Annotated in this window: 13 protein-coding genes; 7 read left to right on the top strand and 6 right to left on the bottom strand. The window is 70.4% G+C overall.

All coding sequences use genetic code 11. The features are described from left to right. Window positions 1-5 precede the first annotated feature (5 nt). Genes OH802_RS16685 through OH802_RS16675 form a run of 3 tightly spaced genes read left to right on the top strand, consistent with a single transcriptional unit; the run spans window position 6 to window position 2,608 of the window. A complete protein-coding gene (locus OH802_RS16685) occupies window positions 6-827 on the top strand; it encodes an ABC transporter permease (RefSeq protein ID WP_406020233.1) in 822 nt (273 codons plus the stop codon). Continuing rightward, on the top strand, window positions 820-1,629 hold the full coding sequence (locus OH802_RS16680) for an ABC transporter permease (protein ID WP_406020231.1): 810 nt from the start codon (window positions 820-822) through the stop codon (window positions 1,627-1,629). The genes OH802_RS16685 and OH802_RS16680 overlap by 8 nt, the downstream gene beginning before the upstream one ends. A 1-nt stretch (window position 1,630) precedes the next feature. Continuing rightward, a complete protein-coding gene (locus tag OH802_RS16675) occupies window positions 1,631-2,608 on the top strand; it encodes an ATP-binding cassette domain-containing protein (RefSeq protein ID WP_406020229.1) in 978 nt (325 codons plus the stop codon). Window positions 2,609-2,620: 12 nt separating this feature from the next. Here OH802_RS16675 and OH802_RS16670 read toward each other — a convergent pair whose 3' ends face one another. The 3 genes from OH802_RS16670 to OH802_RS16660 are packed head-to-tail and all read right to left on the bottom strand — an operon-like array spanning window position 2,621 to window position 6,817. Further along, window positions 2,621-3,994, bottom strand: coding sequence for a condensation domain-containing protein (locus tag OH802_RS16670; protein WP_406020227.1), 1,374 nt, complete (start codon window positions 3,992-3,994; stop codon window positions 2,621-2,623). After that, window positions 3,975-5,435, bottom strand: a complete 1,461-nt coding sequence (locus OH802_RS16665) for a condensation domain-containing protein (protein ID WP_406020226.1) — start codon at window positions 5,433-5,435, stop codon at window positions 3,975-3,977. The genes OH802_RS16670 and OH802_RS16665 overlap by 20 nt, the downstream gene beginning before the upstream one ends. Further along, window positions 5,432-6,817: a condensation domain-containing protein gene (locus OH802_RS16660; RefSeq protein ID WP_406020224.1), complete on the bottom strand. Its 1,386-nt coding sequence runs from the start codon at window positions 6,815-6,817 to the stop codon at window positions 5,432-5,434. Before OH802_RS16660 ends, OH802_RS16665 begins: the two co-directional genes overlap by 4 nt. 315 nt (window positions 6,818-7,132) lie before the next feature. Here OH802_RS16660 and OH802_RS16655 point away from each other — a divergent pair, with 315 nt between their 5' ends. From OH802_RS16655 to OH802_RS16645, 3 genes are read left to right on the top strand one after another with little or no spacing between them, the layout of a single operon-like run. Further along, entirely contained in the window at window positions 7,133-8,485 is a 1,353-nt protein-coding gene (locus OH802_RS16655; RefSeq protein WP_406020223.1) for a hypothetical protein, read from the top strand. A 1-nt stretch (window position 8,486) separates the two neighbouring features. Continuing rightward, window positions 8,487-9,902 carry a hypothetical protein gene (locus tag OH802_RS16650; protein ID WP_406020221.1) on the top strand — a complete coding sequence of 472 codons (1,416 nt, stop codon included), beginning with the start codon at window positions 8,487-8,489 and terminating at the stop codon, window positions 9,900-9,902. A gap of 12 nt (window positions 9,903-9,914) precedes the next feature. Next, window positions 9,915-10,856 carry an alpha/beta hydrolase gene (locus OH802_RS16645; RefSeq protein ID WP_406020220.1) on the top strand — a complete coding sequence of 314 codons (942 nt, stop codon included), beginning with the start codon at window positions 9,915-9,917 and terminating at the stop codon, window positions 10,854-10,856. Window positions 10,857-10,872: 16 nt separating this feature from the next. Here OH802_RS16645 and OH802_RS16640 read toward each other — a convergent pair whose 3' ends face one another. Genes OH802_RS16640 through OH802_RS16630 form a run of 3 tightly spaced genes read right to left on the bottom strand, consistent with a single transcriptional unit; the run spans window position 10,873 to window position 14,622 of the window. Further along, complete coding sequence (locus OH802_RS16640; protein WP_406020218.1) at window positions 10,873-12,402, bottom strand: amino acid permease; 1,530 nt, start codon at window positions 12,400-12,402, stop codon at window positions 10,873-10,875. Between the two features lie 40 nt (window positions 12,403-12,442). Continuing rightward, window positions 12,443-13,225, bottom strand: coding sequence for an ethanolamine ammonia-lyase subunit EutC (gene eutC, locus OH802_RS16635; RefSeq protein WP_406020216.1), 783 nt, complete (start codon window positions 13,223-13,225; stop codon window positions 12,443-12,445). Continuing rightward, entirely contained in the window at window positions 13,222-14,622 is a 1,401-nt protein-coding gene (locus tag OH802_RS16630; RefSeq protein WP_406020215.1) for an ethanolamine ammonia-lyase subunit EutB, read from the bottom strand. The genes eutC and OH802_RS16630 overlap by 4 nt, the downstream gene beginning before the upstream one ends. Window positions 14,623-14,937: 315 nt before the next feature. On the opposite strand from OH802_RS16630, the gene OH802_RS16625 reads away from it, so the two are divergent. Beyond that, on the top strand, window positions 14,938-16,653 hold the full coding sequence (locus OH802_RS16625) for a BCCT family transporter (RefSeq protein ID WP_406020214.1): 1,716 nt from the start codon (window positions 14,938-14,940) through the stop codon (window positions 16,651-16,653). The last annotated feature ends 10 nt before the right edge of the window (window positions 16,654-16,663 follow it).

The raw sequence follows: 16,663 nt of genomic DNA, 5'->3' as shown, positions 1-16,663 counted from the left end.
GTCAGGTGTCCGGGCCACTGCATTCACAGCTGAGTCTGTACGCCGCGATCGCGACCAGCTCGTTCCGCCGCTACTCCACCTACACCGCGGCCACGCTCGCCGGGATCTTCACCAACTCGGTCTTCGGGATCATCCTCAGCTTCGCCTACCTGGCGCTGTGGGAGCAGAACCCGTCGGCCGGCGGCTACCAGGCCGACCAGGCGGTCACCTTCGTCTGGATCGGGCAGGCGCTGCTGATGACGATCGCGCTGTGGAGCGGCGGCTCGACCGACGACCTCGCCGAGCGGATCCGCAACGGCGACATCGCCGTCGACCTCTACCGTCCCGTCAGCGTCCTCGGCTGGTATCTCGCCGCCGACCTCGGCCGGGGGCTCTACCACTTCGCGACCCGGGGCGTGGCGCCGACGATCGTCGGCGCGCTGCTCTTCGGTCTGGTCATGCCCTCACCCGCCGGCGCGGTCGGGTTCCTGGTCAGCGTCACGCTCGCGGTGGTGGTCAGCTTCGCGGTCCGCTTCCTCTTCGCCGCCAGCGCGTTCTGGCTCCTGGACGCGACCGGCCCGCGGGTCCTGCTGAGCGTGCTGGCCACCTTCTTCAGCGGGCTGACGCTGCCGCTCAACCTCTTCCCCGACGGGCTGCGCCAGGTCGCGCTGGCGCTGCCGTTCGCCTCCTACATCCAGACCCCGGCCGACATCTGGCTGGGGCGTCACACCGGGCTCGACATGCTCGCCGCGATCGGGTTGCAGGTCCTGTGGGCGGTCGTCCTTCTGGGCGTCTGCGCGCTCGTGCTGCGTGCCGCGACCCGCAAGGTGGTGGTCCAGGGTGGTTGAGCACGTTGCTCACGCGGTGCGCGCCTACTGGCTCATCGCGGCGCTGTGGATCCGGGCGGCGATGGCCTATCCGGTCTCGTTCTGGACGATGACGGTCGGTGGCGTACTGATCACCTTCCTCGACTTCGTGGCGATCTGGCTGATGTTCAGCCACATCGACACCTACGGGGGCTTCACGCTGCGCGAGATCGCCCTGCTCTACGGGGTCACCTCGATCGCGTTCCGGGTCGCCGACATGCTGGTCGGGAGCGTGGAGAAGATCGGCCGATACGTACGCAGCGGCGATCTCGACGCGATGATGACCAAGCCGGTCCCGGTGCTGGTGCAGCTGTGCGCCGACCGGTTCGAGCTGCGCCGGCTCGGCCAGATCGCCCAGGGCATCGCGGTCTTCGCCTGGGCGGCACCGATCGTGGACTGGAACCCGCAGCGGCTGCTGGTGCTCGTGGTGGCGCTCGTCTCGGGCGTGGTCATCTACTTCTGCGTGTTCGTGATCTTCTCGACGATCCAGTTCTGGACCACGGACGCCTCGGAGTTCGCCAACGCCTTCACCTACGGCGGCAACACGATCATGCAGTATCCGATGACGATCTTCCCGCGTGAGGTCGTCCGGTCGCTGACCTACCTGCTGCCGCTGGCGTTCGTGAACTGGTACCCGTGCCTGTTCCTGCTCGGCCGCACCGACCCGTTCGGCGCCCCGGACTGGTTCCGCTTCGCCTCGCCCCTCGCCGCATTGGTACTGGTCGGTCTGACCTCGCTCGTGTGGCGGCAGGGGCTTCGTCGTTATCGATCCACCGGGAGCTGATGTGGCACTGATCGAGGTGCGGGACCTGTCCCGAGAGTTCACGATCCGCAAGAAGGTCCGCCGAAGCGAAGCCCGAGGCAATGGGCTCAGTCCGTTGAGACGTACGTCGGTGGTGAAGCACGCCGTCCACGACCTCTCCTTCGAGATCGACGCCGGTGAGATGGTCGGCTACATCGGACCCAACGGAGCCGGGAAGTCGACCACGATCAAGATGCTCACCGGGATCCTGGTGCCCTCCGGCGGGTCGGCGCGGGTGGCGGGCCTGGAGCCCTCCCGCCAGCGCCGCGAGCTGGCCCGGCGGATCGGGGTGGTCTTCGGGCAGCGTACGTCGCTGTGGTGGGACCTGCCGCTGCGCGACTCGTTCGAGCTGCTGCGGCGGATCTACCGGATCCCCGACAAGACCTTCCGCCGCAACCTCGAGGACCACGTCGCGCTGCTCGACCTCGGCGACCTGATGGACACCCCGGTGCGGCAGCTGAGCCTGGGACAGCGGATGCGCGGCGACATCGCCGCGGCGCTGCTCCACGACCCCGAGATCCTCTATCTCGACGAACCGACGATCGGTCTCGACGTCATCTCCAAGGGCCGCCTGCGGGAGTTCCTGCGCGCCCTCAACCACGAGCGTGGGACGACCCTGATGCTCACCACGCACGACCTGCAGGACATCGAGGCGCTGTGCGACCGGGTCATCGTCATCGACCACGGCACCGCCGTCTTCGACGGCCCCCTGCCCTCCCTGCGAGCCAACGGCGACGCCTCCCGCACCCTCGTCGTCGACCTCGTCGACGAGGCCTCCCCCATCGCCATCGAGGGCGCTCGGGTCGTGAAGGTCGAGGGCCCCCGCCAGTGGCTCTCCTTCCCCGCCGGCGCCTCCGCCGCCCCGCTGGTCGCGCAGGTCGCCGCTGCGTACGACGTCGCCGACCTCTCCATCCACGAGCCCGACATCGAGGACGTCATCCGGCAGCTCTACTCGCGCTGACCCTGGCGGGACTCAGGACTCGGCACGCAGGACCGCGAGGTCGTCGGGCTGACGGGAGAGCTCGGCGAGGGTCTGGCGCAGGCGGTCCAGGAGGGCGTCGACGGACGCCGCTGCCACCACGGTGTCGGGGTAGCGGACGCGGACGGCGAGGCCGGTGTGGGTGCGGGAGAACCAGATCTGTACGTCGTCGGCCAGCGTCGAGGCGGAGATGTGCTGGGCGTCGCGGTCGAGGTGGGCCGAGCCGCCGGGGACGTGGCGGTAGTCGACCCAGGAGACGACGAAGACGTCGCCGCGGGTCTGTACCAGCGGCTCGGTGAGGGAGCCGAGGACCTGGTCGAGCGGCACCGACCCGAGGCGTACGCCATGACGGACCGCGTCGCCGGCCTCGGCCAGGCCCAGATCGGTGAGCGAGGCAGGCACGGTGAGCGGGACGGTGGTGGTGTACCAGCCGATCGAGTGGGTCAGCGGTTCTGCAGAGCGGGTGGAGACCGGCGCCATCGTGTCCAGCCGGTCACCGCCGCCGAGGTCGGAGATCGCGGTGGCGAGGGCCGCGAGCACGGCGGCGTACGTCGAGGCGCCGCTGTTGCGGGCGCGGACGCCGATGCGGTCCATCAGGTCGGCGTCGGCCAGCGGGACCACGGCGGTGGCCTGGGCGGCCCGCTCCCCCGGCTCGAGGCCGAGCGGCAGCGGGAAGGTCGGCAGCCGGTGGCCGCGGCCGCCGAGGAACTCACCCCAGCCGCGCAGCAGCGGGTCATCGGCGGCGACCCGGGCGGGGCCGTCGGCTCCGTGGGCGACGGCTTCGAGGAACGACCTCACCGGCGGCAGCGACGGCTCGTCGCCGCCCTCGGTGAAGGTGGCGTACAGGTGGGCGAGCTCCTCGACCGCGACGGCGACCGAGTGGGCGTCGCAGTGCAGGTGGTCCATGCCGAGGACGATCGTGGAGCGGTCGGGGCGGGAGATCGCGGCCGGCAGGAAGGCCGGGTAGGCGAACGGCCCGCACCGCTCGTCGAGGGCGGCGTGCAACGCGGCGCGGGTCTCCTCGACGGTGCTGGTGTGGCCGACGGAGGTCACCGACCAAGTGAGTGTGCCGGGGTGGTGCCGGCGGGCCTGGAGCCCCTCGGACCCGGCGACGACCTCGAGCTGCAGGCTGCCGTGGCGGGCGAGGAAGGCGCGCCAGGTGCGGGAGAGCGCGACCGGCTCGATCGGCCCGTCGACGTCGAAGGCGGCCGCCAGCCAGACGGTCGGCGCCCCGGCCATCGCGCCGGCGAGGTGGTTGCGCTGGTTGAGCGAGAGCTCGGCGGGCGCGCCGTGGGCGGGAGCGGAGAGGTCCCAGCGGAGCAGCGTGCCCGGCCGGGGCTCCCACAGGTCAGCGGTCGTGACCAGCATGTCCGGTCCCGATGATCTGGTCGCCGGTCTGCGCGATCGACACAGTGACGGGGCGCACCGCCAGGCCGAGGTCAGCGAGCACGTCGTGGAGCGCCTCGAAGAAGGTCGCCACCGCCCGTCCGCCCTGCTCGGTGTCGGGGCTCTGGGTGGCCAGCTCGAAGCGGTCGGCGAAGCGGTTGACCCACAGGCTCGCGTTGGCGGTGCGACCCTCGCCGGTGAAGTGCAGCCCGGTGTCGAACGGGGTGGCCCCGGCACCGGGGAACTTGCGTACGTCGAGGTAGGAGACCATCTGCGGGCTGGCCAGCTCGGTCGGCGCGAGCACGCCGCCGGCGACCATCGCGCCCAGCGCAACGTGGACCGGGGTGCGGGCCAGCTCGCGGGCGGTGCCGAAGGCCTTCTCCGCCGCGAGCACGGTCTCGGGGAAGGTCTCCCCCAGCGGCATCGAGACGGGGGCGAAGTTGCAGAACCAGCCGTGCGACATCGCGGTCTGCTGCGACCTGGTGCCGAGCACGGTGATCCCCAGGTAGTCCGAGCTGCCGGTCAGGCGCTGCTCGGCGTGGGCCAGGAGCGCGAAGACGCCACTGGTGAACCGGCCACCGGCGGCACGGCAGAGCTCCTCGAGCTCGTCCACCGCCTCGCCATCGAGCGCGGTCCAGGACCGGATCCGGACCGGCGCGGTCTCGCCCGGGGCCAGCCCCAGGTCGACCGGGAACCGCGGCAGCCGGCCGCCGTGACGCGAGACGATGTCGGCCCACTCGCGCACCGCCGGTGTCTCCGCGTCGCACTCGGCGGCGAGCTGCTGCTCGGCGGCTGCGTACGTCACGAAGCTGTCGGCTTCCGGCAGCTCCCGCGACGGGGCTCCCAGGGCCGCGGCGTAGGCGGCGCCGAGCTCGGCCGGGACCATCAACTGCGAGGCGCCGTCGGTGAAGGCGTGGTCGCAGCCCCAGAAGTAGGTGAAGCCCTCATCGCGCACGATCGCGCCGAGCAGGAACGGCGTCCAGGAGTCGGGGCGGCACTGCTCGTCCCACAGGCTGACGAGCAGGTCCTGCCAGCCACCGGACCAGTCGGCCGGCGCCTCGACCTCGACGGCCTCGAAGGCGATCGCGTCAGCGGGCACGAGGTGTCGCACCGGCGTGGCGCCGGAGAGGTCGAACCAGGTGCGCAGGCCCTCGTGACGACCGACGAACGAGGTCAGCGCCTCGATGTAGGCCGCCTCGTCGAAGGCGACGTCGAACTCGCCGCAGGTCCCGGTCCAGGCCCGGTGCACTCCGCCGGAGGCGACCTTGGCGCGGTAGGCGTTGAGATGGTCGGCCTGCAGGAAGGACGGGGCTCCGGGAGAGACCGGCGCGGCATCGGCCGCGGCCCGGCACTCCGCCGTCGGGCGCAGCACGACCACCCGGCCCGGAGCCGGGGAAAGCTCCGCGAGCGCCCCGATCCTCATGCGGTCCCCTCCAGCTCGGCGGTCTCGGGCTGCGCGATCTCCTCCAACAGCCCGCTCATCCCGCCGATGAGGTCGCGCACGACCCGTTCGGCGGCGACGGTCTCGGGGTAGCGCGTCGAGACGTTGAGACCGTCCCGGTCACGCACGAGCCACAGGTAGACCTCGTCGTCGGCGCGGACGGGGGCCCGCAGCGTACGGGCGTCCCAGTCGTTCCAGCGCTCGGCGCCGGCGATGAAGCGGGTGTCGACGAAGGTGACCACGAAGTGCGGGGCGTCGTCGACCCCGAGCAGGTCGGCGACCCGCGCGAACGGCTGCGGGACCAGCGGCTTCGCCGCGGCGAGCGCGGCCTGGACGCGGCCGGCGACCTCGGGCAGCGTGGTCGCGCCGGTGATGTCGAGGGTGATCGGGACTAGGCCGACGTACCAGCCGACCGCGGCGGCGTGCTCGGCGGTGTAGCGGGTGTGCATGGGCGCCACGAAACGCATCCGCTCCACGCCGTGCTGGGCCCGCAGGACGTACGCCATCGCGCCCATCATCCCGGCCTGGAAGGAGACGCCGGCACCCTTGCACAGCTCGCCCAGGGCCCGGGCCTGGCGGGGGTCGCCGAGCCACTGCGAGAGGCTGGCCTGCGGCAGCGGCTCCGCCGAGGCGGGTACGTCGGTGATGCCCGTGACCGGGAAGTCCGCGAACCGCAGTGTGCCGTCAGGACCGGTCAGCCAGTCACGCCAGACCCGCACAGAGTCGCTCTCCAGCGACATCGCCCCGCCGGTGACCCGCTCCTCGGCGGCGTGGTCGACGTGGCTGCCGGTGGTGGCCGCGGACAGCTCCGCGAACGGCTCGCCGGCCAGGGCCCGCTCGTAGAGCGAGGCGATCTCCTCGAACCAGAGCAGCTGGGAGTAGGCGTCCATGACGCCGTGGTCGGCACCGAAGACCAGGGTGAAGCCGTCGGCGTCGGCCACGGTCGCGAAGACGACGTAGGGCCAGGCCGAGGGGTCGATGTGATCGGCGAGGAAGTCCGAGAGGCAGCCCCGGGCGTCCTCGCCGTCGAACCGGCCGAGAACGGTGGTGGTCACCGACACGTCAGCAGCGGCGACCGCGCGGCGCCGCCGGCCGGCCGGCGTCTCCTCGACGGTCCCGCGCAGCGCCTCGTGACGCCCGATCCAGGCCCGGAGCGCGAGGCCGAGCGCCTCGGTGTCGAGCTGCCCGTGCAACCGCATGATCGAGCCGATCCAGGAGCCCGCCTCGGCGGTGTCGAGGTGCAGCTCGTGGTTGTGGGACAGTCTGCGGTCGTCGTCGGCCCAGGCGCTCGGCTCCGCGGTGGGGATCCACGCGGTCACCTCGCCCGGGGGTACGTCGTACGCGGACAGCTCGGTGTACTCCATCGGAGGTGGAGTTCCTCTCTGAGGTGGGGGGCTCGTTGCGGCAAAACGCCATCTCGGGGACCCGAACGAACCTCAAGAACGCCGTAGCCCGAGAAGGCGACCAGCCTGGGACGACAGCGATGTCGTCCCACGTCGCGGCCTATTGTGCACACAGGTCCGCACCCGAATTCGACCGCCCCCGGACGTGGGAATCGCCACACTTCTTTATTGCCCCCGGGGGTTTACATGCCGTATCAACTCCGATTGACTCCTCCCCCTGCGCGCGCTATCCATACGCCTTCACCCGGCTGCCCGCTCTATCTCGAGGACTCCCCCATGCCCGCTGCCACCCGTGCACCGATCGACAACTCCGGCCGCCTGCAGTTCGCCGACGACCTCTTCGCCAGGCGCCATCGCGGTCTCGGAAGTCCGATCGCCAACCAGTGGATCTGGCGGCTCAACAGTCCCTACGACGCCGACCGGCTGCGCTACATCGCGGCCGGCCTGGCCGAGGGCGGGCTGTCGCGGAAGCTGCACCGGGCGAAGTTCCCCGGAGCCCGCGACCTGTGGACCAACGCCGACCGCGAGCCGTCGCTCGAGCTCTACGAGGAGATCCTCCCCGTCGCCGAGATCACCGACTGGCTCCAGGAGCGTCACAGCGACCACCTCGACCCGCACGAGGGTCTGACCTACCGGCTCACCGCGATCAACCTCGACGACGGCACCTCGGTGGTCTCGATGCTGCTCGCCCACGCGGTCGGCGACGGCGGCTCCGTCCTCGACGCCGTGTCCCGGGCCTCCCGCGGCGAGCCGCTGCGGCTGCCGCCCGCGCCCGCCAAGGGCTGGGACCGCCTCCGTGCCGAGGCCGCCGACAGTCGCGCGCAGTGGCGCGCCGTCCGCGACTGGACCAAGGCCCGCCGTCAGGCGAAGAAGGACGGCACCGCGGCCCTGGCCACCAAGGCGCCCCGCGTCTACCCGGAGGCCACCCCGAACCCGACGCCCGAGGCCTGGCGGATGCCGCGGATGATCTCGGAGTTCGACACCGAGACGATGACGAAGATCGCCGCCGAGCACGGCGGCTCGACCAACGCCTGGTTCATCAACGTCGTCGCCGACCTGCTCGTCCGCATCGACCACGTGCCGGTCGACCGGGGCGACGTCCCGGTCTCGCTGCCGATGAGCGACTTCCAGCCCGGGGACGTACGCTCCAACTCGACGCGCGTGGCCATGGTCGAAGTGCCCCGTGACGTGCTCGACAAGCGCGATCTCGCCGAGATCAAGAAGCTCTCCAAGGCGGCCTACATCCGCCTCGGCCAAGCCGGACCGGGGCTGGTCCCGGTGCCGCTGGCGATGATGCAGATGCTGCCCGACGCCGTGCTCGACAAGCTCCCGCAGCCGCCGGCCGCGGCGTGCATGGCCTCCAACCTTCCCCAGCTCCCCGACGACTACCGCTACGCGATGGGTCAGGACGTACGCCTCGTGGCCGGCCTCGCCGGCTACCAGAACGCGACCGCCCAGGACGCCTACGACGTCGGCGGCGGGATCATCTCCTGGCTGATCCAGTCGGGGCCGCGTACGACGCTCAACCTCGTCGCCGCCGAGCCCGACCGCGTGCCCGACCTGGACAACCTGGCGAACCTGGTCGTAGAGGAGCTCGGCTCGTGGGGTCTGACCGCCGAGGTGTGGTGACGTGCCCGAGCCCGAGATGCTGACCTCCCTGCCGCCCGCGAGCCTCGGTGCCCGCCCGGCACCGTTCGCTCCCGAGCGCACCAACCGGCTGACGTACGACGACGAGGTCTTCCTCCGCTCCACGACCGTGATCGGTGTCCCGGTCGTTGCCCAGACCGCCTGGCGGTTCCCCACCGAGATCCCGGTCGAGGCGGTCCAGGACCTGGTCGACGAGCTGGCCAAGGGCCCGCTCAACCGCCTCGTCGTACGTCCCAAGGTCATCGGCGCGCGCTCCCGCTGGGTGCCGGCGACGACCGCCGAGCCGGTCCGCCTGCACTCCGACCGGATCAAGACCGACCAGGTGGTGGGCTGGCTCGACACCACCGCCGACGAGGTGCCGTTCGACCCGGTGAAGGGCCCGCTGTGGGCGTTCTTCATGGCCTACACCACCGACGGCGGCACGGTCGTCGCCTACAACGCCTCCCACATCGTCTGCGACGGCGGGATGAAGCTCGGCGCCGTGATCGCGGCCGTACGCCGCCAGCACCTGCCGCAGCTCCCCGCCCCCGAAGCGGAGCCGGAGGTCACCCGCAAGGAGGATTGGCGCGACGCACGCACGATGGCACGCGCCGCCGTTCGCGGCCTGCGGGAAGCCCGGAAGGCCGGGAAGCTCCCGGCCCTGGAGGCGCAGTCCTCCGAGAAGCGGCCGGTGCCGGCCCAGCAGCCCGACGACGGCGTCGTCCACGAGGTCGCCAACGCCTCTGCCGACTGCCCCGTCGAGGAGTGGAACGCGGCCGCGGAGCGGGCCGGTGGCACCGCCAACGCACTGCAGGTCGCGATCTCGGTCGAGGTGCTCCTCGAGGCAGGGATCGTACGCCCCGGCGAGCCGGTCAAGATGTCGCTGCCCGTCTCGCTGCGCGGCGAGGGCGACCTACGCTCCAACGCCACCTCAGGCGTCTCGATCGCGGTCGAGACCGAGCTGCGCGACGGCGTGGGCCGGGTCACCGACCTGGCTCACATCCGGGAGCGGTCGAAGAGGGAGTTCTCCGCGCTCTTCAAGGGCACCCGCCCCGACCCGATCGCCCACATCGCGCCGCTGGCCCAGATGATCCCGGACAAGCTCGCCAAGCCGCTGCTCAAGGGGGTCGTCACGCCACTCGGTCTCGCCTCCAACCTGGGCCGGCCCGACCCCGACTTCGTGGCGCCGTTCGGCGTCCCCGCCGACTCGATCGTCTTCCGCGCCCTGGCGCTCGGCGCGACCCGCGGCGAGCTGCGCCGGATGCGCGGCGGGGTGACGTCGTGGTGGTGCGAGGTCGGGGAAACCTGCAGCTTCGGCATCCGCGCGCTCGACCCCGACGCGGTCCCCGACTCCGAGCGGCTCAAGGAGATCGTGACAACCGTCTACGGACGCTGGGGCCTGGTTCCCGCCTTCTGGTGAGAAGATGCCTTCATGACGATCGACGTACTCGGTGAGCCCTACACCGTGGAGACCATCGAGCTCGCGGACGACTTCGAGGGCACGGTCGTGGCCACGCTGGTCAAGCGGCCGGCGGACGGCGAGGCCAAGGGCGCCGTCCTCTACGTCCACGGCTTCTCCGACTACTTCTTCCAGAAGGAGTACGCCGAGTGGTGGACCGCCCGCGGCTACGACTTCTACGGCCTCGACCTGCGCAAGTACGGTCGCTCGCTGCGGGAGCACCAGTCGGGGACGTACGTCGGTGACCTCGTCGAGTACTTCGACGAGATCGATGCCGCCTGGGAGCGGATCACCGAGCGCGACGGCCACTCGCACATCATGCTCAGCGCCCACTCCACCGGTGGGCTGACGGTCTCGCTGTGGGCCGACGACCGCCAGCCCGACGCGCTGGCCGGGATGGTGCTCAACTCCCCGTGGCTCGACCTGCAGGGCTCGTTCCTGCTGCGCTCGGTCGCCACCCCGGTCGTGCGCCGGGTCGGCCACCGGGCCCCGATGCGTGAGCTCGGCCGCGACGTCAGCGGCTTCTACACCATGTCGCTCCACGTCGAGCACGACGGCGAGTGGGAGTTCGACCTCGGTCTCAAGCCGGTCGGCTCCTACCCGATCCGGCTCGGCTGGCTCAAGGCGATCCGCGACGGCCACGCCCGGCTCCACCGCGGTCTGGACGTGAAGGCTCCGGTGCTGGTGCTCTCCTCCGACCGCTCCAGCAAGCCGAAGACGATGGGCGAGCTCGTGCACTCGACCGACATCGTCCTCGACGTGCGCCAGATCCGCCGCTGGTCGACCGCCATCGGCAGCCACGTCACCTACATCGCGGTCCCCGGGGCGAAGCACGACGTGATCCTGTCGCGCCCCGAGGTCCGCAAGCAGGCCTACGCCGAGATCGAGCGGTGGCTGGCGGCGTACGGCGTCTGAGCCCGGCTGAGCCGGGTCAGTCGAGGGTCGTCTTCGGGCCCTTGAACCACCTGTGCGCGGACAGCCTCCACCACAGGCCGAGGACGACCAGCGAGCCGACCGTGAGGATCGGCGCGTAGTTGACCGACGCCCAGGAGAAGTCGTCGCTGGTGATCCAGCCGGACGGCACGAACGGCAGGACGAAGTAGACCGAGATGATCGCGATCTCGGCGACGGCGACCAGGTTGAGCCACTTGTAGTGCCGACCGAGGGTCCACTGCCCGGTCTCGAAGGCGTCCCCGGCCCGCCAGCGCAGGAAGATCGGGATGGCGAAGGCGAGGTAGAGGCCGATCACCGCGACCGATGTGATCGCGTAGAAGGCCAGCGGGATGCCGCCGACGCCCCACAGCGCGGGGAGGGTGATGACCGCGCCGACGACCGCCACCAGAAGCACCGCGTTCACCGGGACCTTCCTGGTCGGGCTGACCTTCGCCCACAGCGACGAGCCGGGCACCGCCCCGTCGCGGGCGAAGGCGTACGTCATCCGGGAGGCGCTGGTGAGACAGGCGGTGGCGCAGAAGAGCTGGCCGGCGGTGGAGATCAGCAGCACCACGAAGTGCCAGGAGTCGGGTAGCGCCTGGCCGAAGATCACGTCGACCGCGCCGCCGCCCGCGCTCACACCATCGGGGTCCTGGACCGCGAAGAGGAAGGCCAGCAGCAGGACGTACCCGCCGACGGCGGAGTAGAAGATCGAGCGCCAGATGCCCTTCGCGGCGCCGTCGGCGGCGCCCTGGGTCTCCTCGGAGAGGTGCGCGGACGCGTCGAACCCGGTGATCGTGTACTGCGTCAGCAGGAACCCGAGCGGGAGCACCAGGAACCAGTACTTCGCGTCGGCATAGCCGGAGTTGTTGATCCGCTCGGTGAAGACGTAACTGATGCTCTGATGGTCGTCCGGGACGATGATGAGCACCAGGACCACGATCGCTGCGCCGGCGACGTGCCACCACACCGAGATGTTGTTGATGACGGCCAGCAGGTGGCTCGAGTAGATGTTGGCGAGCGCGGCCAGCACCAGGATGGCCAGGAAGATCAGATAGACCCGGCCCAGGGAGTAGCCCGCGGCCCAGCTCTCGCTCAGGGTCGAGAGGGTGAGGTCGAGGAAGGTGGCGGCGCCGTACGCGACGCTCGCGGTGACCGCGAGCAGCCCGATCAGGTTGAGCCACCCGGTGAAGAAGCCGGCTGCCGGGCCGCCGAGCTTGGCCGCCCACCAGTAGATGCCACCCGAGGTCGGGTACGCCGAGACCAGCTCGGACATGGTGAACCCGATGATCAGGATGAGGCCTGCGATGATCGGCCAGCCCCACGAGATGGCCACCGGTCCGCCGTTGTTCCAGGCTTGGCCGAACGTGGTGAAGCACCCGGCCAGGATCGAGATGATCGAGAACGAGATGGCGAAGTTCGAGAACCCCGACCAGGTGCGCGACAGCTCCTGCTTGTAGCCGAGACGGGCGAGATGTGCTTCGTCGTCGAGCTGGGTCGGCTCGACGGTTTCAGGTGCCTCGGGCATGGCACGCCTCCGGATTTCGTGGGGGTGGATGTGCCTGAGGCTAGAAACGGTCCGTGGCGGTCGTGGTCGCGCCAGGTAACGGCGCTGTGAAAGATCCGTCCTTGAGCGCCACCCCGGTCGCGCCGAGCGCCCGGGCGCCGGCGACCAGGCTCGCGATGGTGCGCGCGGCGGTCGCATGGTCCAGGCCGTGGGGTGGACGGATGTTGGAGACGCAGTTGCGGGCCGAGTCGAGGCGATGTATCGAGCTTGTCGAGATGACGCCCGGCTGTGGGTCCCAAGTGAGGTAGGCGCCGAGCGAGTCGCTGGAGGAGAGCCCTGGCCGCTCCCCGATCAGCACCAGGACCAGCCGCGCGCCCAGCGCCCGGCCGATGTGGTCGCCCAGCGCCACCCGCGCCTGGGTCGCGACCACCGGCGCGGCGAGGGTCGTGGCGTTGTCGAGGAGCGGGACCAGGTGCTCCAGAAGCGGCACCGCGTGCTTCGCCACCGCCTCGGCGGAGAGGCCGTCGGCGACGACGACCGCGACCTCGGCCTCACCCGGCCCGAGCTCCAGGTCGGCGCCGGGCACCCGGCCGAGGTCCGGCCGGGTCAGGTAGGTGGCCCGGTCCGGTGCCGCGGAGGCGACCACGCGCGGCGTACCCAGTCCCAGGCCGTCGAGCGCCTCGACGAGCGCTTCGACGTCGAGCGGGAGATGGACCGCGTCGCGAGCCGCGGCATGAGCGGCGCCGAAGGCGAGGACCTCGGCGGTCGGGACCGAGTTGCCGGCCCGGCCGAGCCCGATCCGCGCCGGCGTGGACCGGCGCAACGGCTCCCAGAAATCGCTCATCGGGCCAGCTCCTTCAGCACCGTGGCGGCCGGGTCGATGTCGCGTACGGAACCGTCCGGGTCGAGCAGGCCGGCCGAGGCCAGCCACTCCTCGAGCTCCGGCGCGGGGCGTTTGCCGAGGACCTGGCGGGCGTAGAGGGCATCGTGGAAGGAGGTCGACTGGTAGCCGAGCATGACGTCGTCGGCGCCCGGGACGGCCATGACGTACGTGCACCCGGCGACGCCGAGCAGGGTCAGCAGGTTGTCCATGTCGTCGGAGTCGGCCTCGGCATGGTTGGTGTAGCAGACGTCGACGCCCATCGGCACGCCCAGCACCTTGCCGCAGAAGTGGTCCTCGAGCCCGGCGCGGATGATCTGCTTGCCGTCGTAGAGGTACTCGGGGCCGATGAAGCCGACCACCGTGTTGACCAGGAACGGCTTGAACGCCCGCGCCACCCCGTACGCCCTGGCCTCCAGGGTCTGCTGGTCGACAGGCCTGCCGCCGCTGCCGAGGTGGGCATCGGTGGAGAGCGCCGAGCCCTGGCCGGTCTCGAAGTACATCACCTCGTTCCCCACGGTGCCGCGCGCCAGCGACCGGGCCGCCTCGTCGGCCTCCGCCAGCATCGCCAGCGTCACCCCGAAGCCCTCGTTCGCGCCCTGGGTGCCGCCGATCGACTGGAACGGCAGGTCGACCGGCAGCCCCGCCTCGATCAGGTCGATCGTGGTGGTGACGTGGGTCAGGACGCAGCTCTGCGTCGGGATCTCGTAGCGGAGGCGTACGTCATCGACGAGCCGGAGCAGGTCCGCGACCGTACGCGGGTTGTCGGAGGCCGGGTTGATACCGATCAGCGCGTCCCCGGACCCCAGGAGCAGGCCGTCCAGGATCGATGCCGCGATGGCTCCCGGGTCGTCGGTGGGGTGGTTGGGCTGGAGCCGGGTCGCCAGCCGTCCGGGCAGGCCCATCGTCGTGCGGAAGCCGGTCACCATCTCGGTCGCCGCCGCCACCGCGATCATGTCCTGGTTGCGCATGATCTTGGAGACCGCCGCGACCATCTCGGGGGTCAGCCCCGGCGCGACGGCGGTCAGCGCGGCGGTGTCACGCCGCGCGGCGGCGGCGAGCAGCCACTCCCGGAGAGCCCCCACGGTCAAGCCGCTGACCTGCGCGAACGCGTCCTTGTCGTGCGTCTCCAGGATCAGCCGGGTGACGTCGTCGGACTCGGCCGGAACCACCTGTTCCTCGAGGAAGACGCTCAGCGGCAGGTCGGCGAGCACCATCCTCGCCGCGACCCGCTCGGTGTCGGACCGCGCGGCGCATCCGGCCAGGACGTCGCCGGAGCGCAGCGGCGTCGCCCGCGCCAGCACCTCCACCAGACCGTCGAACTCGAAGCCGTGCCCGTGGAGACTCTGCCGGTATCGCATGAGATCAACGGTAGAGCCGCAATATTTCCACGGTGTGAGGCTCAGGCACCAGTGCAGCACGGCGGACCACAGCGCCAGAACAACACACGAACCAGCCAGACACAGTCGATCCAGAACTCGTTTTCAATCGGCTGGCGCGCCACCCCGGTGAACAGAAGGCAAAGACAGTGCGCGTTAGGGTGCTGTGGTCCCGAACCCAACCGGAAGGACAACAGTGTGACTTCTGAGAAGAAGACAGACAGTCCGAAATCCGCCAACCAGAATCCCTCTGGGCACCACCCCTCTGGCCTCATCAAGTCTCCCACGGGCGACGTCGTGCCCCACCCCGCGCTGGACCTGCCGATCTCGAGCGAACAGGACCAACGCAAGGGAATCGACTGGATCGTCTTCGGCATCGCGGCGGCCATCGCCATCGCGTTCATGGCCTGGGGCTTCATCAACACCGACGGCATGGGCAAGGTCGCAGGCAACGCCCTCACCTGGGTGCTGGACAAGGCCGGCTGGTTCTTCGTCCTGACCGCCAGCGGCTTCGTCATCTACATCATCTGGCTCGCCGTCAGTAAGTACGGCAACATCCCCTTGGGCCGTGACGACGAGAAGCCGGAGTTCAGGACGGCTTCCTGGATCGCGATGATGTTCAGCGCCGGTATGGGCATCGGTCTGATGTTCTACGGCGTCAGCGAGCCCATCTCGCACTTCGTCACCCCGCCGCCGGGCACCGGCGAGGCGGGCAACCCCGAAGCCATCCAGCATGCGATGGCGACCACGATGTTCCACTGGACGCTGCACCCGTGGGCGATCTACGCGGTCGTGGGTCTGGCGATCGGCTACGGCGCCTACCGCAAGGGCCGCGTCAGCCTGATCTCCTCGGCCTTCACGCCGCTGCTCGGCAAGAAGACCGTCGAGGGACCTACGGGCAAGGCGATCGACATCTTCGCGATCTTCGCGACCCTGTTCGGCTCCGCCACCTCGCTCGGCACGGGCGCGATCCAGATCGAGAGCGGCCTGCAGATCGTGGCCGGGCTCGGCGAGGTCGGCAACAACGTCCTCATCGGGATCATCGCGGTCCTGACGGTCTGCTTCGTGATCTCCGCGGTCTCGGGCGTCGCCAAGGGCATCCAGTGGCTCTCCAACATCAACATGGTGCTGGCGTTCCTGCTGGCGCTGTTCCTGTTCGTGGTCGGCCCGACGGTCTTCATCCTCGACCTGATCCCGACCTCGCTCGGCACCTACATCGGCGACCTCGCCCAGATGTCGGCCCGCACCGGTGTCGGCGGCGAAGAGACCTCGGCCTGGCTCGGTTCCTGGACCGTCTTCTACTGGGCCTGGTGGATCTCCTGGACGCCGTTCGTCGGCATGTTCATCGCGAGGATCTCGCGTGGGCGCACCATCCGGCAGTTCGTCGCCGGCGTGCTCCTCGTCCCGAGCGTCGTCAGCGTGATCTGGTTCTGCATCATGGGCGGCACCGCCATCGACCTGCAGCGCGACGGCACCGTCGACATCGCCGGTCTCGGCGGGGTCGAGTCGCAGCTGTTCACCACGCTCGACCAGTTCCCGCTGGCCACCGTGATGAGCATCCTGGTCATGGTCCTGGTGGCGATCTTCTTCGTCTCCGGAGCCGACGCGGCCTCGATCGTGATGGGTACGCTCTCCGAGCGTGGCTCCGAGGAGCCGAGCCGGCCGACGGTGGTCTTCTGGGGTGTCGCGACCGGTGTCGTGGCCATCCTGGGCCTGATCGCCGGTGGTGCGGACGCGTTGTCCGGTCTGCAGACGATCACGATCGTGGCAGCACTGCCGTTCGCGGTGATCATGGTCGGGCTGGCGGTCTCGCTGCAGCGCGACCTGGCCCATGACCCGCTGATCGTGCGTGGTCAGTACGCCGCAGAGGCGGTCGAGCAGGCCGTCATCACCGGCGTCACCGAGCACGGTGACGACTTCGCGCTCGCGGTCGTCGAGGACGACCACAGCAACGGCGGCGAGTCGGCTTCGGCCGAGGGCACTGTCACCGCGGTTCCTTCCGACAAGGCTTGATCCTCGAGCT

This window comes from Nocardioides sp. NBC_00850, assembly GCF_045207335.1.
In the GTDB taxonomy this organism is placed as follows: Bacteria; Actinomycetota; Actinomycetes; order Propionibacteriales; family Nocardioidaceae; genus Nocardioides.
Note: the sequence above shows the minus strand (reverse complement) of the source record. Positions and strands in the feature narration are given on the sequence as shown.